Origin of the sequence: Streptomyces sp. NPDC047049 (assembly GCF_040643995.1) — a bacterium.
Classification (GTDB): domain Bacteria; phylum Actinomycetota; class Actinomycetes; order Streptomycetales; family Streptomycetaceae; genus Streptomyces; species Streptomyces mooreae.
In genome coordinates this window covers 43,175-60,433 of sequence record NZ_JBEYVM010000004.1, presented here as the reverse complement: position 1 = coordinate 60,433, position 17,259 = coordinate 43,175, and the positions used below count along the sequence as shown (strand labels likewise).

The 17,259-nt window shown below is 71.7% G+C and carries 16 protein-coding genes; 6 read left to right on the top strand and 10 right to left on the bottom strand.

The features are described from left to right. Positions 1-596: 596 nt before the first annotated feature. Genes ABZ851_RS11680 through ABZ851_RS11665 form a run of 4 tightly spaced genes read right to left on the bottom strand, consistent with a single transcriptional unit; the run spans position 597 to position 4,292 of the window. Positions 597-1,793: an ABC transporter permease gene (locus ABZ851_RS11680; protein ID WP_361125084.1), complete on the bottom strand. Its 1,197-nt coding sequence runs from the start codon at positions 1,791-1,793 to the stop codon at positions 597-599. Further along, complete coding sequence (locus ABZ851_RS11675; protein ID WP_361125082.1) at positions 1,790-2,572, bottom strand: ABC transporter ATP-binding protein; 783 nt, start codon at positions 2,570-2,572, stop codon at positions 1,790-1,792. The genes ABZ851_RS11680 and ABZ851_RS11675 overlap by 4 nt, the downstream gene beginning before the upstream one ends. Next, positions 2,569-3,669: a peptidoglycan-binding domain-containing protein gene (locus tag ABZ851_RS11670; RefSeq protein WP_361125080.1), complete on the bottom strand. Its 1,101-nt coding sequence runs from the start codon at positions 3,667-3,669 to the stop codon at positions 2,569-2,571. The genes ABZ851_RS11675 and ABZ851_RS11670 overlap by 4 nt, the downstream gene beginning before the upstream one ends. Then, entirely contained in the window at positions 3,666-4,292 is a 627-nt protein-coding gene (locus tag ABZ851_RS11665; RefSeq protein WP_361125078.1) for a hypothetical protein, read from the bottom strand. The genes ABZ851_RS11670 and ABZ851_RS11665 overlap by 4 nt, the downstream gene beginning before the upstream one ends. A gap of 134 nt (positions 4,293-4,426) precedes the next feature. On the opposite strand from ABZ851_RS11665, the gene ABZ851_RS11660 reads away from it, so the two are divergent. From ABZ851_RS11660 to ABZ851_RS11650, 3 genes are read left to right on the top strand one after another with little or no spacing between them, the layout of a single operon-like run. Then, complete coding sequence (locus ABZ851_RS11660; RefSeq protein ID WP_361125076.1) at positions 4,427-5,113, top strand: response regulator transcription factor; 687 nt, start codon at positions 4,427-4,429, stop codon at positions 5,111-5,113. Positions 5,114-5,118: 5 nt separating this feature from the next. Then, the gene (locus ABZ851_RS11655) at positions 5,119-6,636 is read left to right on the top strand and encodes a HAMP domain-containing sensor histidine kinase (RefSeq protein WP_361125074.1); all 1,518 of its coding nucleotides are present in this window, start codon (positions 5,119-5,121) and stop codon (positions 6,634-6,636) included. Next, positions 6,633-7,127, top strand: a complete 495-nt coding sequence (locus ABZ851_RS11650) for a hypothetical protein (RefSeq protein WP_361125072.1) — start codon at positions 6,633-6,635, stop codon at positions 7,125-7,127. Before ABZ851_RS11655 ends, ABZ851_RS11650 begins: the two co-directional genes overlap by 4 nt. An 82-nt stretch (positions 7,128-7,209) precedes the next feature. On the opposite strand, the gene ABZ851_RS11645 is transcribed toward ABZ851_RS11650, so the two are convergent. From ABZ851_RS11645 to ABZ851_RS11630, 4 genes are all read right to left on the bottom strand, one after another. Beyond that, a complete protein-coding gene (locus ABZ851_RS11645; protein WP_361125069.1) occupies positions 7,210-9,435 on the bottom strand; it encodes a xanthine dehydrogenase family protein molybdopterin-binding subunit in 2,226 nt (741 codons plus the stop codon). Between the two features lie 19 nt (positions 9,436-9,454). Continuing rightward, a complete protein-coding gene (locus tag ABZ851_RS11640) occupies positions 9,455-10,438 on the bottom strand; it encodes a xanthine dehydrogenase family protein subunit M (protein WP_361125067.1) in 984 nt (327 codons plus the stop codon). Next, positions 10,435-11,004 (bottom strand): 2Fe-2S iron-sulfur cluster-binding protein, encoded by a 570-nt coding sequence (locus ABZ851_RS11635; RefSeq protein ID WP_361125065.1) that lies wholly within the window; start codon positions 11,002-11,004, stop codon positions 10,435-10,437. Before ABZ851_RS11635 ends, ABZ851_RS11640 begins: the two co-directional genes overlap by 4 nt. A gap of 205 nt (positions 11,005-11,209) precedes the next feature. Next, complete coding sequence (locus ABZ851_RS11630; RefSeq protein WP_361125063.1) at positions 11,210-11,695, bottom strand: DUF1877 family protein; 486 nt, start codon at positions 11,693-11,695, stop codon at positions 11,210-11,212. Positions 11,696-12,230: 535 nt separating this feature from the next. Here ABZ851_RS11630 and ABZ851_RS11625 point away from each other — a divergent pair. Next, positions 12,231-12,854: a helix-turn-helix domain-containing protein gene (locus ABZ851_RS11625; protein ID WP_361125061.1), complete on the top strand. Its 624-nt coding sequence runs from the start codon at positions 12,231-12,233 to the stop codon at positions 12,852-12,854. Between the two features lie 25 nt (positions 12,855-12,879). Here ABZ851_RS11625 and ABZ851_RS11620 read toward each other — a convergent pair whose 3' ends face one another. After that, positions 12,880-13,857, bottom strand: a complete 978-nt coding sequence (locus tag ABZ851_RS11620) for a DUF6214 family protein (protein ID WP_361125059.1) — start codon at positions 13,855-13,857, stop codon at positions 12,880-12,882. 193 nt (positions 13,858-14,050) lie between these two features. Here ABZ851_RS11620 and ABZ851_RS11615 point away from each other — a divergent pair, with 193 nt between their 5' ends. Next, on the top strand, positions 14,051-15,448 hold the full coding sequence (locus ABZ851_RS11615; protein ID WP_361125057.1) for an FAD-dependent oxidoreductase: 1,398 nt from the start codon (positions 14,051-14,053) through the stop codon (positions 15,446-15,448). A 163-nt stretch (positions 15,449-15,611) separates the two neighbouring features. Here the strand turns inward: ABZ851_RS11615 and ABZ851_RS11610 are convergent, their stop codons facing one another. Continuing rightward, positions 15,612-15,983: a helix-turn-helix domain-containing protein gene (locus ABZ851_RS11610; RefSeq protein WP_361125055.1), complete on the bottom strand. Its 372-nt coding sequence runs from the start codon at positions 15,981-15,983 to the stop codon at positions 15,612-15,614. Positions 15,984-16,147: 164 nt separating this feature from the next. Between ABZ851_RS11610 and ABZ851_RS11605 the strand changes: the two genes are divergently transcribed. Beyond that, positions 16,148-17,251 (top strand): NADH:flavin oxidoreductase/NADH oxidase, encoded by a 1,104-nt coding sequence (locus tag ABZ851_RS11605; protein WP_361125053.1) that lies wholly within the window; start codon positions 16,148-16,150, stop codon positions 17,249-17,251. Positions 17,252-17,259: the final 8 nt, after the last annotated feature.

The following is a 17,259-nucleotide window of genomic DNA, read 5'->3' as shown; positions in this document are numbered from 1 at the left end:
GGTCGGCGCGGGCCTCGTGGTCGGGCCGCGTCCGCGCCGGGTCCTCCCCCGGACGGGCTGCTGCCGGACGGATTGCTGCCGGACGGCTTCCCGGCGCGCCGCGGAAGAACGCCGCCGGTAAGCCGTGCGGTGAGTCGTCCGCTCGCGGGGTCGCTGCTCGCCGTTCCATGCGAAGCCACCTCACGTTTGTGGGCAGATCGTGAAGATTGCCACACCAATAGGTCAACTTGCGGAGGAAATGTGCCAGAAGCGTGCTGGAGCTTAACCAGCCAGTGACTCAGGCCACAAGGTGTCGGGCAGTGAGCCTTTTGCGGCCTCGGCGTGAGCGGGTCGTGTGGAGGGGGACGACGGCCTGACCGAGGGCGGTGATGCGGCTGGTGCCGCACCTCTTCGTGGGCGGGGAAATCGGCCGCGCCCCGTGCGGCGAGCCGTTAACTTCCGCCTGGGCACTGTGAGATGCGAAACATGGGACGGCGGCCCAGGAGGCCGGACATGGGGCCGGGGGGCGTTCCTCGCCTCACCTCCTCGGACGACCGGCGGAGCCGCCGATCGTCCGAGGAGGACCGGCAGCTCCGCCGAGCGGAACCCATCGCCGGTCAGGTCGCCGCGAGCGCCTCCGTCGGATGCAGCCGGGAGGCCCGTACCGCCGGGTAGAGGCCCGCGATGACGCCGATCACCAGGGTGGCGCCCAGACCGCCGGCCAGCGACCAGGGCGGTACGACGGCGGTCCAGCCCTGGGCGTGCGCGAAGACGGCCGTGGCGGCGGCGCCCAGTGCGGCGCCCGCCAGCCCGCCGAGGGCTGACAACAGCAGTGATTCGGTGAGGAATTGGAGCCGGATCGAGCCTTTTGTCGCGCCGAGGGCGCGGCGCAGCCCGATCTCCTGGCGGCGTTCCAGCACCGAGATCACCATGGTGTTGGCCACGCCCACCCCGCCGACGAGCAGCGCCACCGCGCCCAGGCCCAGCATCAGGCTGGTCATCCCCTCGTCGGTGGCGGCCTTGGCCGCGAGGGCGTCGGAGGGCCGGGAGACCTTCACCGAGGCCTCGTCACCCGGGTTGACCGTACGGGCCAGGACGCCCTGGACCGCCTCCACGGAGGCGTCCGTGGAGCGCTCGAAGAGCATGGTCGGGTGGCCGTCGAAGCCCAAGTAGCGCTCGGCGGAGGGGTAGCCGACCAGGGCGGTACGGTCCAGGGTCGGCACCAGCTCGATGGGCGCGAGGATGCCGGTGACGACGTACCAGCGGTCGTTCAGCAGGATCTTGGCGCCGGGCTCGGTGATGCCGAGGCGGCCGGCGGCCACCGAGCCCAGCACGACCGTGGGCAGGCGTTCACTGGCGCGGTTCAGCCAGCTTCCCTGAGCGGTACGGGCGTTGAGTGCGCCCAGCAGGTCGGTACGGGCGGCCTGGACGGTGATGCCCGCCGCCATCTCCTCCGGCACGGCGTCGCTGCGCCGCACCCGGGCGTCGACCGCGCCGATGGCGGTGGCGTGCTGGACGGGGCCGATCCGCTCGACCATCGCCGCGGCGTTCTTGGGGAGTTTGGCGGTGCGGCCCATGGCGTCCTTGCCTGCCTCGGCGGTGAGCAGGTTGGTGCCGAGCCGGTCCATCCGGTCCATGATGTCGGCCCGGCTGGACGTCGACAGGCCGATGACCGCGACCATCGTGGCGATGCCGATCGCGATGCCGAGGGCGGACAGCACGACGCGGGTGCGGCGACTGCGCAGGCCCTCGGCGCCGACCCGCAGCACATCGGCCGGGGAGAGCCGGGCTGCCCGGAGTGCGGGGCCGCTCATCGGGTCGCCTCCTCGGTGCGCTCGAGGGGCGGGCCGGGTGCGGCGGACGAGCCGGAGGCGGACGACGAGCCGGAGGCGGACGACGAGCCGGATGCGGCGGGTGCGGTTCCGGAGTCGTCGACGATCTCGCCGTCGCGGAAGCGGATACGGCGGGGCAGCGAGTCGGCGATGTCGTTGTCGTGGGTGATGACGCAGACGGTCGTCCCGCCCGCGTGGAGCTCACGGATGAGGTTCATCACCAGCTCACCGGAGGCGGTGTCCAGCGCGCCGGTCGGCTCGTCGGCGAGCAGCAGATCGGGGCCGCCGACCAGTGCGCGGGCGATCGCCACGCGCTGCTTCTCGCCGCCCGACAGCTGATGGGCGAGGTGGCCGGTGCGGTGTCCGAGCCCCACCTCCTCCAGCGCCGTACGGGCGCGGGCGCGCCGCTCCCGCAGGCCCGTTCCGCCGTACAGCAGGCCGTCCGCGACATTGTCCTGGGCGCTGCGGCCCGGCGCGAGGTGGAAGTGCTGGAAGACGAAGCCGATGTGCCGGGCGCGCAGTGCGGAGAGCTGGGCGTCGGACAGCCCGCTCACGTCGTACCCGGCCACCCGGACCTCGCCCGAGGTGGCCCGGTCGAGGGTACCGAGCAGGTTGAGCAGGGTGGATTTGCCGGAGCCCGACGGGCCGACGATGGCGGTCAGTTCGCCGCGCTCCACCCGGAGGTCCACACCCCGCAGGGCGTGCACCCCGCCCGGGTACGACTTGGTGGCAGCCCGCAGTTCGATCACGGCTGGGGTCATTGCTCGGCCGCCCCCACCTTCATGCCTTCGGCCAGGCCGGGGCCACTGACCTCGATCCGGCCGTCGGCCGTCAGACCGGTCTCGACCGCCACCATGCGGGTCTTGGCGCCCTGGACCAGCTCCAGCCCGTAGCCGCCCTCGCGCAGCGCGACGATCGCCTCGACCGGAACCGTCAGCACGTCCTTGCGGCTCTCGCTGACGAACTTCACGCTGAGGGTGCCCTGCCGGTCCTTCTCCTGGAGCTTGGTCTCGTCGTCGAGCGTGATCTCCACGTCGATGTCCTGGCTCGCGTCACCGGAGCCGGCCGGCCCGCCCGTGGCGGAATCGGACTCCTCGGGGGCCACCACACCGCTGACCTTGCCGTGCCGGGTGCCTCCGCCGGGCATGGTGATCTCCACCTTGGTGCCGGCCGCGGCCAGTGCCCCGTCGGCCTGGTCGAGCGAGGCCCGTACGACGGGCTTGGTGGAGGCGACCGTCAGGACCGCCTTGTCCGGGCCGACGGCGTCGGCGAGGGCGGCGTCCGCGGTCACCACCCGGACGGGACCGCGCTGGAAGACGACGTCCCCCTGGCCGATCTCGCCGTTGGCGGTCACATCGAGGGACTTCTGCCACGCCTTGACGGCGGCCTTGGTCGCCTCGTCATAGCGGACGTCCACATACAGCCCGGAGCCGAAGCCCAGATCGCGGAGGTTGCGCTCCAGCTGGAGGACGTCCGGGCCGCGGGTGCCGGCCTTCATCGCGCGGAACATCGGCGTCGAGCCGTAGAGGAGGACCACCGGCCGGGCGTCGCGCTCGTACAGGCGCTGCCCGAGTGCCACGGTCTTCCCCGGCTGGGCGGCCTTGGTGATCGTGCCCTGCACGGGGGACTTCACCGCCCGGCGCTGCGCGTAGTCCAGCTGTCCGTCGACGGTCTTGCTCTGCACGAGGTCGGTGCGGGTGATCTCGGTGGTGGTGGGCGGCCCCTTCGGCTTCCGGCCGTCAGCCGAGGCGTCCTGGCCGGGGTTGGTGAGGAGCATGACACCGGCGGTCACCGTGGTGGCGGTGACCGCCGTCGCCAGGGCGACGAGCGCCCGGCGGCGCTGTGGTGCGGAGCTCACTGCCTGCCGTCCAGTCCGTCGAGGAGCTTGTCCTTGCAGGCCTGACGGGCCTCCTTGTAGGTGGAGGAGTCGGTCTTGACCTCGGGCGAGGTGGGGTTCGCGTCACCGCCGGGCATGACGTTGCCGTTCTGCAGCTGCGGGTTGGTGAATTTCGATACGCCGTGGGCACGCATGCACTTGGCGTGCGCGAGCATCGACTCGTATTCCTTCTGGGTGTCGCGGGGCGGCTCCAGATTCATGGCCTTTCGCATCTCGGGCGCGCACACCCGGCCCCGGGTGCCCTTGACAAGGCTCTCGCCGCCCATCGAGGTCTCCAGCTCCTCGATCTTCGTCCAGTCGAGATAGCCGCTCAGCTTGGGGGCGGGGAAGTCTTTGGAGACGTTCTTGCGCAGGCACTGCACGTACTTCATCTGTGCGTCGTAGAAGGCGCTCTTGCCCTGGGACGCACCGCCCTTGGAACCGCCGTCCTTGGACTGGCCGGTGGTGGGCGCGTCGCTGACGGAGGCGACACCTTCGCCGGACGGCGCGGCGCCCCCACAGGCGGTGGTCAGCGCCAGAGCGGGTACGGCGATCAGCAGCGCGAGGCGCGCGGCACGGGAACGGGAACCTGTCTTCTGCGTCATGCGGCCCAATGTCGGGGCCGTAGTTGGTGGCCGTTCCATGGCCGCATGATGAGAACGTAACAATGTCGCGGCCCCGCGCTTTCGCCCTGTGGATAACCCCTGAGCTGCACAAACCCTCGCCCATAATCGTCGGCATGCCGCATGTGCTCTTGATCGAGGACGACACCTCCGTACGCGACGGAATGGAGCTGGTGCTGCGCCGGCACGGCCATGAGGTCGACGCCGTCGCCACCGGTGAGGCGGGCCTGACGCTGCTGTCGCGCCCGTGCGGCGGCGGTATCGAGATCGCGGTGGTCGACCTCATGCTGCCCGGTATCGACGGGTTCGAGGTCTGCCGCCGCATCCGCGGCCGGGGGCAGCTGCCGATCATCATGCTCACCTCCCGCGGCGACGATCTGGACGTGGTCAGCGGGCTGGAGGCGGGCGCCGACGACTATGTGGTCAAACCGATCACCGGCCGGGTGCTGGAGGCCCGTATCCGTGCGGCACTGCGCCGGGCCGGGCCGGGCCCCCGCACGGACACCGACGACTTCGCCGGACTCGTCATCGACCGGTCCGGCCTGACCGTCACCAAACACGGCGCCCCCGTCCCCCTCCCGCCCACCGAGCTGCGGCTGCTGCTGCAGCTGTCGGCCGCCCCCGGCCGGGTCTTCAGCCGGGAACAGCTCCTCGAACTCGTCTGGGAGCACGACTTCCTGGGCGACTCCCGGCTGGTGGACGCGGCGGTCGGACGGCTGCGCGCCAAGCTGGAAGACCTCCCCGCCAAGCCTCGCTACATCCAGACGGTGCGCGGCTTCGGCTATCGCTTCGGGCCGCTGTGAGCGCGATGCGGACGACCGCGACGGGGAGCACGGCCCAACCCGCTGCGAAGACCGCCCCGAGAGCCGCCGCGCGGGGGCGTTTCCGGCTCCCCCGCCTCGACGGGCTGCGCGGCCGGCTGATCATCACCGTCGTCGTGGTCGCCCTGATCAGCGCCGTCACCGCGACGGCACTGGCGTACCGGGAATCGCGCGACGCGGTCCTCAAACGGGCGCAGAGCGCCGCCGTCGATGACTTCCACAACCGCGTCGGCCAGCTGGCGACGGAACTCGACGTCCCACCCGATCTGCGCTCCCTGACCCGGTTCGCCACCGAGGTCTCCTCCGGCCTGCACGGCTCGCTGGTCCTCGCCCGGTACCGCGAGTACACCGCCTCCTCCGACGCGTCCGCCGACCGCACCCGGATCACTCCCGAGCTGCGCGCCGCCGTGCGGGACCGCGCCCGGGTCTCGCAGCAGCGGGTGGAGTACGGGGGCAAGCCGTGGCTGGTGCTCGGCGCCCCGGTCGGCCTGGATCCGGCCTCGCACGCCGGCTCCGGAGCGCCGTCCGGGGTCGAGGTATTCGCGGTCGTCTCCCTGGCGGAGGAGGAGCGCGACACCGCCGAACTGGTGCGCACTGTGCAGCGCGGCCTGGTGCCCGTGGTACTGCTGGCCGCCCTGCTGGCACTGCTCGCGGCCCGTACGGTGCTGCGCCCGGTCCGCAGGCTGGCACGGGCCACCCGCAGACTGGCCACCGGCGAACTGAGCATCCGGGTCGAGGAGAAGGGCCGCGACGAACTGGCCGAACTCGCCCACACCTTCAACGAAACGGCCGGCGCGCTGGAGCACACCGTCGGCGAGCTGCGCGAACAGGAGGCACTGGCCCGCCGTTTCGTCGCCGATGTCTCCCATGAACTGCGCACCCCGCTCGCCGCCATGACCATGGTCTCCAGCGTCCTGGAGGAGGACGCCGACCACCTCACCCCCGACACCGCACACGCGGCCCGTACGGTCAGTGCCGAGACCGCCAAGCTGGCCCGGCTCGTCGACGACCTCATCGAGATATCCCGCTTCGACGCCCGCGCCGTGGCGCTGACGGTGCACGAAGTGGACCTGGCCGAGGCGGTGCGCGCCACTCTCGCGGCCCGCGGCTGGGCCGACCGGGTCGAGGCCGATCTCCCGCCGGGCATACGGGCCCGGCTCGACCGCCGCCGCCTCGATGTCATCGTCGCCAACCTCGTCGGCAACGCCCTCCGGCACGGCGCACCGCCGGTGGCCGTCACCGTACGGGCGGCGGACGACCGGCTCACCGTCTCGGTCGCCGACCACGGCCCGGGGCTGGCCCCCGAGGCCGCCCGCCATGTCTTCGACCGCTTCTACAAGGCCGACAGCGCCCGCAGCCGCTCGGAGGGCAGCGGCCTGGGCATGGCCATCGCCCTGGAGAACGCCCGTCTGCACGGCGGCACCATCGAACTCGCGCCCCCCGAACCGGGCATCGGCGCCGTCTTCACCCTCCGCCTCCCGCTCCGTACGGAATCCGCCTCATGACGCGTCCCCGCACCGCCCTCAGCTGCTGTGTGCTCGTCCTCGTCGCCGCGGGCTGCGGCATCCGTCCCACGGGTGTCACGGACGGCGGCACCGCGCCGGCCGGGATCCCGACGGGCATGCGGGTCTACTTCGCCTCCGGCACCGGACTGCGCGGGGTGCCCCGGCCCGGCATCGATGTCGATCATTTCAACGCCGCCTACAAGCTGTTGCTCAGCGGGCCTACCGCGCAGGAGCGGGCCCACGGGCTGACCAGCCTCGTCAGCCTCGAAGAGCGGCTGAGTGTCACCTCCCACCGCGGCAATGTCACCATCGATGCCCGGCACTACAGCGCCGACTTCCCCCAGGACCAGAGCACCGGGCAGCTGGTCTGCACCTTCGCGCGTGCCGAGGTCCTGATCCACGGCACCCGTCCGGACCAGGTCCAGGTGACCCTCATCGGCCGGGACGGGCGCGCCGGGCCCTATCAGTGCCAGCAGTTCCTCTCGCGCTGATCGTCTCGCGCCGGCTCTCACGCGCAGGGCCCCGGGCCGGGATCTGCCGCTGGCCGGTGGGCCGGCACCGCCCGTCACAGGTTCAGTCCTCGACAGGTGGCAGCCCCGGCAGCACCTTCTCGATCGTGATGGGGAAGTCGCGCACACGCGTCCCCGTGGCGTTGAACACCGCGTTGGCGACCGCCGCACCGGACCCGCAGATGCCCAGCTCGCCTATGCCCTTCGCGCCCAGGACATTGGCCTTGTCGTCGTACCCGTCGAGGATGACGACCTCGACGTCGGGGATGTCGGCGTGGACCGGAACCAGGTATTGCGCGAGGTCCCGGTTGACGAAGGCGCCGGACCGCAGATCGACCACGGCTTCTTCCTCCAGGGCCGCGCCCGCTCCCCAGATCATGCCGCCGATCAGCTGCGAGCGGGCCGTCTTCGGGTTGAGCACCCGCCCCACCGAGAACACGCCCAGCATCCGCCGCAGACGGATCTCGGCGGTGTCCGCGTCGACCCCCACTTCGGCGAAGTGGGCGCCGTAGGTGTGGATCGAGTAGGCCGAGTAGTTCGGGTCGTCGCCCATGAAGAGGGTCGTGCCCTCCGCCTCCGCACCGTCGGGATGATGGCGGGCGACGATCTCGCCCATGGCCTGGGACGCGTCGCCGATGCGTACGGTGCCCTCGGCGAACACGGCGTCGGCCGGGTCCCGGCCGTGCAGCGCAGAGCGTTCATCGCCACACGCCGCGACCAGCAGCTTCTCCCGCAGGGCCGCACACGCCCGGTGCACCGCGGTGCACGAGTTGGCGGCGCCCCACGAGCCACCCGACCCCCAGCTGGAGGGCAGTCCGGAACGCCCGAGCTCGATCCGCACCCGGTCGGGCGGCAGCCCCAGCCCCTCGGCGGCGACCTGGGTCAGGATGGTGTAGGTGCCCGTGCCGATATCGGTCATGTCCGACTGGACGACGGCGGTGCCGTCCGCCTCCAGACGCACCCGCACCGCCGTCGGTCCCTGGAAGTGCCCGCGGATGGCGGCCGACATGCCGTAGCCGACCAGCCACCTTCCCTCGCGGACGGTCGCCGGGGCGGCGGGGCGGCGCTCCCAGCCGAACCGCCGCGCCCCGTCGCGCAGGCAGTCGACCAGATGCCGGTCGCTGTAGGGCACGTCCCGCTCGGGATCGACGGTGGGCTCGTTGCGGATCCGCAGCTCGACCGGGTCCATGCCGAGCGCATCGGCCAGTTCGTCCATCGCCGACTCCACCGCGAGCATGCCCGGTGCCTCGCCCGGCGCGCGGACGTCCGACCCGCGCGGCAGATCGAGCGGCGTGAGCCGGTGGCTGGTCAGCCGGTGGGGCGCGGCGTAGAGGCTGCGGGTGGTGGCGGCGGTCTGCTCGGCGTACTCCAGGTCGCGGTTGGTGTGCATGGTGACGTCATGGGCGAGCGCAGCCAGCCGTCCGTCGCGCCCCGCACCCAGCCGCACCCGCTGATTCGAGGTGGGGCGCAGGCCCACGAGTTGGAAGACCTGCTGCCGGGTCAGCGCGACCTTGACCGGTTGACGCAGCTCGCGGGCGGCCAGTGCGGCCAGGATCGTCTCGGAGTGGATGCCCAGCTTGGAGCCGAATCCCCCGCCGACGAAGGGGCTGACGATATGGATCCGCGCGGGGTCCATCCGCAGCGTGCCGGCGACCGAGGAGTGCGCCGCGTCGACGATCTGGCAGCTGGCGTAGACGACCAGGTCCTCACCCCGCGGTTCCACCAGACACGCATGCGGTTCCATCGGCATCGAGAACTCGTACGGCGTGGTGTAGTACTCGTCGACCCGCACCTCGGCGGCATCGAATCCGGCATCGAAATCGCCCACCGACGTATCGGTGGGGAGCCCGGCATTGACCACTTTCGGGATGTACGTCTCATCGTCCCCGGCGAAGTCGAACCGCCCCCGCCCGACCGCGTACTCCACCTCGACCAGCTCGGCCGCCGCTCGGGCCTGCTCGAAGGTCTCGGCGACGACGAGCGCCACCGGCTCGCCGTAATAGTGAATCTCCGGGCCGGTCAGCACCGGCTGGGCACGCCAGTACTCCAGCACAATGGACTCATCACGCGGGCCTTGCACCGGCGCGTTGTGATAGGTCATCACCATGCGGACGCCGACCGCGCTTTCGGCGTCCTCGGTGTCGATCCGGGTGATGCGGCCTTTGCCGATCGTCGCGCCGACGATGACCCCGTACAGCGGTTGGCCGGCCTCCCAGTGCTCGTAGGCGTACGCGGCCCGGCCGGAGACCTTCAACGGGCCGTCCACGCGGTTCAGACCTTGCCCGATCATCTCGCCTCCTCAGCTCGGCTCAGCTCGGCTGGGCCGCTTGCGCCAGCGTGCGGCACAGCGTGCGCCGGGCCAGTTCGATCTTGAAGTCGTTGTCTCCCTGCCCCACGGCGTCACGCAGGGCGGCCTCGGCGGCGGCGCGATAGGTGGCCATCGTGGCGGGACGGCCGGCCAATGCGGCCTCCGCGTCGAGGGACCGCCACGGCTTGTGCGCCACTCCGCCGAGCGCCACCCGCGCCTCGCTGATCGTTCCCTGCCCGGCCGAGACGACGGCCGCCACGGAGACCAGCGCGAACTCGTAGGACGCCCGGTCGCGCACCTTGCGGTAGAGCTGCCGGCCCGGCAGGGGCGGGGGCAGGGTCACGCCCGTGATCATCTCGTCGGCCCGCAGCACGGTCTCGATGTGCGGCGTATCGCCCGGCAGCCGGTAGAAGTCCGTGATGGCGACGCGGCGCACCGCCCCGTCGGCGGCGAGGAGTTCGATCTCGGCCTCCAGCGCGGTCATCGCGACGGCCATGTCCGAGGGGTGGGTGGCAATGCAGGACGCGCTGGTGCCGAGGACCGCGTGGATCCGGTTGAAACCGCCGATGGCCGAGCAACCGGATCCGGGGGTGCGCTTGTTGCAGCCCGCTGCCGTGTCGTAGAAGTAGGGGCAGCGCGTGCGCTGCAACAGATTTCCCCCGGTGGACGCCTTGTTCCGCAACTGGCCCGAGGCGCCCGACACCAGCGCCTGCGACAGCACCGGATAGCGGGTACGCACCCGGGCATCGGCGGCCACGTCGGAATTCCCCGCCTGGGCGCCGATACGCAGTCCGCCGTCCGGCAACTCCTCGATGTCCCGCAGCGGAAGCCGGCTGATGTCGACCAGATGGCTGGGGCGCTCGATGTCGAGCTTCATCAGGTCGAGCAGATTGGTGCCGCCGCTGATGAACTTCGCACCGGCCGTGGACACCGCGGCGACGGCGGCCTGGACGTCCATCGCCCGCTCGTAGGTGAAGGGCCTCATCGCGGGCCTCCCTGCGCGATGCCGCGGATGGCCGCGACGATGTTCGGATAGGCGGCGCAGCGGCAGATGTTGCCGCTCATCCGCTCGCGGATCTCCTCGTCGCTCAGGGCGATCCGCGACGCGGCCACCTCGGCGGTGGCATGGCTGGGCCAGCCCGCCTCCACCTCGGCGAGCATGCCGACAGCCGAACAGATCTGGCCGGGTGTGCAGTAGCCGCACTGGAAGCCGTCACAGTCGACGAAGGCGCGTTGCATGGGGTGCAGACCATCGGGATCACCCAGGCCCTCGATCGTCACCACCTCGTCGTCCTCGTGCATGACGGCGAGCGTCAGACAGGAGTTGACGCGCCGGCCGTTGATCAGCACGGTGCAGGCACCGCACTGCCCGTGGTCACACCCCTTCTTGGTGCCGCTCAGGCGCAGATGTTCGCGCAGCGCGTCGAGCAGCGAGGTCCGCGGATCCACCTCGAGCCGCCGCACCTGATCGTTGACCCTCAAGGCGATCGCCGACAGCGGGGCGGCCTCGCCCTGGCTCCGCCCCGCGGCGCTTGTCTCTGCCTCGCTCATCACGGCCCGCCCTCCTCGACCGGGTGCGGTGTCATGCCGGATCACGCCGGATCACGCCGGATCGCGCCGGATCGCGCGGGAAACGCATCACCCCTGTCGGGCGCGCTCCCCTGATCACCAGGGTCTCGCACAAACATGACCGCCGCACCGCGAGGCCTTCCTCGGCGCTCCTCCCGGAGGCGCCCCTACGACCTGCGGGCAGGTCCTAGAAACTGAAGCTCATGAACGCCCCGTATCCGCCCGCGGCCGCCGCCGTGAAGAAGTCGACGAGTTCTTCGTAGGAGCGCCGGAGCCAGTCCAGCCCACCTTCGGCATCGTGCGTCCACGTATGCGGATACACCTTCTTCCCCATCATCCGCTCAGGGGCGTAGTGAGCCGCCAACCGCTCCCACGGCGTCGCCTGCAGCTGCCCCGCCACCCTCGCGATCTGCTCCGCGGACCAGCCGAACAGGGTGCCGTCCTCCAGGATCGGGTACCCGTCCATCAGGAACTCCAGCTCGACGTCCGTCTCGTCGAACAGGAACTGGAGGCCGGCCCACGCCTTGTCCGGACCGCCGCTGGGACGAGCCGACATCAGGACGTCATCGTCGTCATACAGTTCGGAGACGCAGGAACGGGCCCAACTCGGGTCCTCCTCCGCCCTGTCCAGCTCCTCCGTTGTCGCGCCGATGAATCCCACACTCACGCCCATGACAGGCAATCCCCCTTGGTGTACCACCGTGGTGTACCGCGTGATCGGCCCTTGGCCCGAACCACGAAGGCGAGTGTTCCACGCAGCTCTGACAATCGGGCTCCACCCAGCGGCGAGCGGCGGTGCGGCGGGAACGCGTCCCGGCGGGCGGCACCGAGGCGAGCGGTTCGCGGCGGCTCCCATGCATGTCCCGAGGGGCGCCGAGCGTGTTCGCCAAGTGACACCGAGGCGTGCCCGGCGGATTGCGAAGGTGACGACCTGACGTACCGTCAGGAGGCTCACCGAAAGACCGGGCAAGAGCACGACCAGAGGCGACCGGCGATGACCGGAACCCGCCTCCCGATGCGAGCCGCGGGCGGCCTCTTGACCCGGGAAGACGCAGGTCGCGAGACCGCCCCCGGCCCCATCGTCACCCGATTCGGGCGATCCCCCGCGTCGCCCGAACCGGGCAGCTCGACCGGATTCCGTCGACAGACGAAACCCTGCATTGTACAAAGTATATTGGTCCTGAGCCAGTCAACGCAGGAGTTATAGGATGTCCCCCCGCAGCGCATCGGTCAATGAAGAATTGCGGCGGCGTTCCCGCGAGCGGCTGCTGCAGGCGACGGTCGAGCTGGTGGGAGAGCGCGGCTTCGAGGCCACGACGCTCAAAGACATCGCCCAGCGGGCGGGGGCGGCGCGGGGGCTGGTGTCGTACTACTTCCCCGGCAAACAGCAGCTCCTCCAGTCCGCCGTGCACCGGCTGATGCATCTCACGCTGCAGGCCGCACTGGAGCGCGCGCCACGGCCGAGCGGGCCGGCGGCGGGGCGGGAGCTGCTGGCGCGGGCCATCGACGCGATCCTGGGCCTTGCGCATGACCGCCCGTTGCTGATGCGGACGCATATGGCGGGAATCCTGACGGCCGACGGATTCATCCAGTGCCCCGAACAGCAACGGCTGGCCCAGTTGCTGCGCGAGACGGTCGTGGCGTACGGCTCCTCGGACCCCGATGCCGACTATCCGCTGCTGCGGGCGCTGCTGATGGGTGCGGTGGTGGCGATGCTGTTGCCGGGAGCCCCGATGCCGCGCGTGCGACTGCGCGCCGAGCTGTTCCAACGGTACGGACTGGACTGGGCGTTGGGCGAACCCCACGCAGACGACGAGGTGCCGGCTCCCTGATCTTCGCCGGTCAGCAGCTTATTGGTCAGCGCTTGTTGTGCCGTGGCGTCAGGAGCCCTTCGTCGCGGGCGCCGGCGATCAGGCGTAGCGCTCTTCGGCGATTACGGCCGGTGGCAAGCATGACGGCCAGCACGGGATCGCTCCCCTCCCGCTGAGCCCGGCGGTACGCGTCCGCGGCGACCCTGCGACGCTCACCGGCCCGCGAACGGGCGAGGACGGCGGAACGGGCACGCTCGGACGCCGGGGCCGCGGCGGACGACCCGGGTGACGTCGAGGGGTCGGACGGCGTCGCCGACTCGGACACCGACGGCTCGGACACCGACGGCCCGGGCGACTCGGACGACGTCGATGACTCTGACGCCTCCGACAGTGCCGAGGGCCCCGACGGCGCTGAGGACGCGGACACCGGGGCGGTCGTCGACGTAGCGGATGCCGCGGACGCAGCGGACAGGGCAGACGCGGCGACCTCCCCGCCTGTCACCTCCTCCCCCGGCGCGGCCTCCCCCTGCGTCGCAGGTGCCACGCATCCCTCTGCCATCACCCCCTGTCCGGCACCCGTCGGCCCCGGCTCCCATTCCGCCTGCGGCCCGGCCTGCGGCCTGCCGTCCGGCTCCGCCGCCGTGGTCACCGAGGTGGTCAGCGGGCCGGCCTGCCGGAGCGTGGCCCGGGTCCTGTGCGGCCGCCCGGTGGCGGACCGGAAGGCGTCGTCCAGCGGGCCTTCGATCCAGCGGGCCAGGTCGGTCAGGCCGGCGAGCGTCAGCGGCGGGTCGGCCCGTACGTCCTCGACGGTGATGTGGTCGTCGGAGACCGTCACGAGGACATCGACCCGGGCACCGTCGGCGAACGTCAGCCGGGCGCTGCACCAGGGGCCCAGCGGATCGAGCCGGGGCAGCGGACACCCGGGACCCCGGGAACCGGAGGGATCCTCCGGGGCGGCGGAGCCGGGGGCGGGAGCGGGCGCGGCCGAGCCGTGCGCCCGCAGCTCCCACGTGGGCCACTCCAATGGCGCGCCCTGGGCTTCATATCGGTGATTAACGGTATAAAAGTCACTTTCCGACACATTGAAAACCTAGCCCCCCGCTCACCCGGCCCAGTAGCGCGGCACGCTCATCCCACCGGGAGCAACCCCGATAGCGCATCTCCCGCAGCGCGTCCGCCGGTGCGATCCTGGGGGTATTCCGCGGAAGGGGCCACTCGTGCTTCGTGTCGCAGTGATCGGTTCTGGACCCAGCGGCGTCTACACCGCCCAGTCCCTGATCGAGCAGCAGACCGTACCGGACATCGAGGTGTACGTCCTGGACCGGCTGCCCTGCCCGTACGGTCTGGTGCGCTACGGCGTCGCGCCGGACCACGAGAAGATCAAATCGCTGCAGAACAATCTGCGTACGGTGCTGGAGCACCCCAGGGTGCGCTTCCTGGGGAACGTCGAGGCGGGGGCGCCGGGGCTGGGCGTCGAGGAACTGCGCGAGATCTTCGATGCGGTGGTGTTCTGCGTGGGCGCCGCCACCGACCGGCACCTGGGCATCCCCGGCGAGGAGCTGCCCGGCAGCCGTCCGGCGACCGAGTTCGTCGCCTGGTACAGCGCACATCCGGACGCGGCCGCCGTCCGCTTCACCCTCGCGGCACGGTCCGCCCTGGTGATCGGTGTGGGGAATGTGGCGGTGGACGTGGCACGGATGCTGTCCCGTGGTGCTGCCGAGCTTGCCGCCACCGATATGCCACAGGGCCCGCTGGGCGCGCTGGCGGACAGCCGCGTCCAGGACGTCTGGATGGTCGGCCGACGCGGCCCCTCCCAGGCCAAGTTCACCACCAAGGAGCTCCGGGAACTGGGCTCCCTTCCGGATACCGAGGTGTGCGTACGGCCCGAGGAGCTGGCGCTGGATCCGGCGTACCGGGATCCGGGCGGGCTGCCTGCGGTGGGGCGGCGGAACATCGAGGTGCTGCGCGGCTGGGCGGAGCGGTCGGCGGCACGGGCGGCGACTTCGGCGGGCCCGGACACCGGGGCCACCGGTGGCCGTGGGCGCCGTATTCATCTGCGGTTCTTCCTGCGCCCGGTCGAAGTGCTCGGGGATGCCACCGGGGTGCGCGCGGTCCGGTTCGAGCGGACGACGCCCGACGGGCACGGCGGAGTGACGGGCACCGGCGAATTCGAGGAGATCGAGGGGCAGTTGGTGCTGCGTTCGGTCGGCTACCGGGGGACGCCGATGCCCGGCCTGCCGTTCGACGAGACGACCGGGACGGTGCCGCACCAGGAGGGACGGGTGCTGCGGGACGGGGCGCCACTGCCCGGTGTGTATGTGGCCGGCTGGATCAAGCGGGGCCCCACGGGGGTGATCGGCACGAACCGGCCGTGCGCCAAGGAGACCGCGCGGTCACTGCTGGCCGACGCCCCCGCACTGGCGGTGCACGAGGCGGCCGAGGACCCGGTGGCCGCGCTGATCCGGGCGGGGCAGCGGCCGGTCCCGTGGCCGGGCTGGCTGGCCATCGAGGCGGCCGAGGTGGAGTGGGGCCGCGGGCTGGGCCGCGGCACCGTCAAACTCCCGGACTGGGCGGGGCTGTTGGAAGCGGCCGGGTCGGCGGATCCGACCCGCTGAATCCGCGGGCGGTCGGGGCGGCGGGTTCCGGCCCGCCGGGCCGCCGGTCCGCCGGCCCGCCGGGCCGCCGGGCCGCCGGTCCATCGATCCGGAGGGGCCCCGCGCTCCGGCCGGCCCGGCATTCCCGGCAGCCCCGGCACTCGCGCCTCCCCCGGCGGCCCCGCTACTCCTCCCCGAGGCGGCCGGCCTGCAGATCCGCCGCCCGGAGCACACCGTCGATCAGGCCGGGGAAGAGGGCTTCCAGGTCGGCCCGGCGCAGCCCGTTCATCTTGGCCGTGCCGCGGTAGAGCTGCTGGATGACGCCGTGCTCGCGCAGCACCCTGAAGTGGTGGGTGCAGGTCGACTTGCTGACCGGGAGTTCGATGTCCGCGCAGTTCAGCTCCCCCTCGGCGGCCGCCAGCGCGCGGACGATCCGCAGCCGTACGGGGTCGGCGAGCGCATGCAGGACATCGGCCAGCCGGATGTCCGCACGGGCCGGGTGCTCCAGCGACCGGGAACCCGACGGAGCCCGCCTGGAGGTCGTTTCGGTCGGCATGACGACTCCTGACTCATTCTGCGGGGCTCGGTGTGGCCTGGCGCGCCGCCCGCCCGCTCATTGTACGAGAAGCATCGTAGTTTGACATCCACCGTAGTACGACGCCTATCGTATGAGTGCGGGGCCGGCCGGCACCCGTTCGCCTCCAGGTACAGGAGCTTGCCGTGAGCGCACTCTTCGAGCCCATCACCCTTCGCGCGCTGACCGTTCCGAACCGCCTCTGGATGGCACCCATGTGCCAGTACTCCGCGGCTCCCGAGGGCCCGGCGGAAGGGGCGCCCGGCGACTGGCACTTCCAGCACCTGGCCGCGCGGGCGGCGGGCGGCACCGGCCTCATCCTCACGGAGGCCACCGCCGTGAGCCCCGAGGGGCGCATCAGCCCGTACGACCTCGGCCTGTGGAACGACACCCAGACCGAGGCCTTCCGGCGCATCACCGGCTTCCTCAAGGACCAGGGCACGACCCCCGGCATCCAGATCGCCCACGCGGGCCGCAAGGCGTCCACCGAGCGCACCTGGGTGGACCGTGGCGCGCCGATCCTCCCCGGGCAGCGGTACGGCTGGGAGCCGGTCGGGCCGAGCCCGGTACCGTTCGGCGAGGGGTTCGCGGCACCGGCCGAGCTCACCGTGGCGCGGATCCAGGAGATCGTCGCGCAGTTCCGGGCAACGGCCCGGCGGGCGCTGGCGGCCGGCTTCGAGGTGGCCGAGATCCACGGTGCGCACGGCTACTTGATCAACCAGTTCCTTTCGCCCTTCACCAACCGGCGCACCGACGCGTACGGCGGCTCGTACAAGAACCGGACGCGGTTCGCGCTGGAGGTCGTGGACGCCGTACGGGAGGTCTGGCCCGACGAACTTCCGGTCTTCTTCCGGATCTCGGCGACCGACTGGCTCACCGAGGACGAGAGCGACGCCCGCGAGGGCTGGACGGCCGACGACACCGTGCGCTTCGCCCGCGAGCTGCGGGAGCACGGGATCGACCTGCTGGACACCTCCACGGGCGGCAACGCGCCGGACGCGAAGATCAGCACGGGTCCCGGCTACCAGGTGCCGTTCGCCGAGCGGGTCAAGAAGGAGAGCGGTCTGGCGGTGGGCGCCGTCGGCCTGATCACCGAGGCGCGGCAGGCCGAGAAGATCATCGCGGACGGTCAGGCCGACGCCGTGCTGCTCGGCCGGGAACTCCTGCGGTCCCCCAGCTTCGCGCAGCACGCGGCACGGGAACTGGGTGCCCGCGCCGCCGTGCCCCAGCAGTACCACCGGGCGGTCTGAGGCCGTCA

What these genes read in the sequence shown, in the direction of transcription:
- ABZ851_RS11680 (WP_361125084.1), bottom strand. Translation starts at nt 1,793, where the DNA reads ATGAGCGGCCCCGCACTCCGGGCAGCCCGGCTCTCCCCGGCCGATGTG.
- ABZ851_RS11675 (WP_361125082.1), bottom strand. Translation starts at nt 2,572, where the DNA reads ATGACCCCAGCCGTGATCGAACTGCGGGCTGCCACCAAGTCGTACCCG.
- ABZ851_RS11665 (WP_361125078.1), bottom strand. Translation starts at nt 4,292, where the DNA reads ATGACGCAGAAGACAGGTTCCCGTTCCCGTGCCGCGCGCCTCGCGCTG.
- ABZ851_RS11660 (WP_361125076.1), top strand. Translation starts at nt 4,427, where the DNA reads ATGCCGCATGTGCTCTTGATCGAGGACGACACCTCCGTACGCGACGGA.
- ABZ851_RS11655 (WP_361125074.1), top strand. Translation starts at nt 5,119, where the DNA reads ATGCGGACGACCGCGACGGGGAGCACGGCCCAACCCGCTGCGAAGACC.
- ABZ851_RS11650 (WP_361125072.1), top strand. Translation starts at nt 6,633, where the DNA reads ATGACGCGTCCCCGCACCGCCCTCAGCTGCTGTGTGCTCGTCCTCGTC.
- ABZ851_RS11645 (WP_361125069.1), bottom strand. Translation starts at nt 9,435, where the DNA reads ATGATCGGGCAAGGTCTGAACCGCGTGGACGGCCCGTTGAAGGTCTCC.
- ABZ851_RS11640 (WP_361125067.1), bottom strand. Translation starts at nt 10,438, where the DNA reads ATGAGGCCCTTCACCTACGAGCGGGCGATGGACGTCCAGGCCGCCGTC.
- ABZ851_RS11635 (WP_361125065.1), bottom strand. Translation starts at nt 11,004, where the DNA reads ATGAGCGAGGCAGAGACAAGCGCCGCGGGGCGGAGCCAGGGCGAGGCC.
- ABZ851_RS11630 (WP_361125063.1), bottom strand. Translation starts at nt 11,695, where the DNA reads ATGGGCGTGAGTGTGGGATTCATCGGCGCGACAACGGAGGAGCTGGAC.
- ABZ851_RS11625 (WP_361125061.1), top strand. Translation starts at nt 12,231, where the DNA reads ATGTCCCCCCGCAGCGCATCGGTCAATGAAGAATTGCGGCGGCGTTCC.
- ABZ851_RS11610 (WP_361125055.1), bottom strand. Translation starts at nt 15,983, where the DNA reads ATGCCGACCGAAACGACCTCCAGGCGGGCTCCGTCGGGTTCCCGGTCG.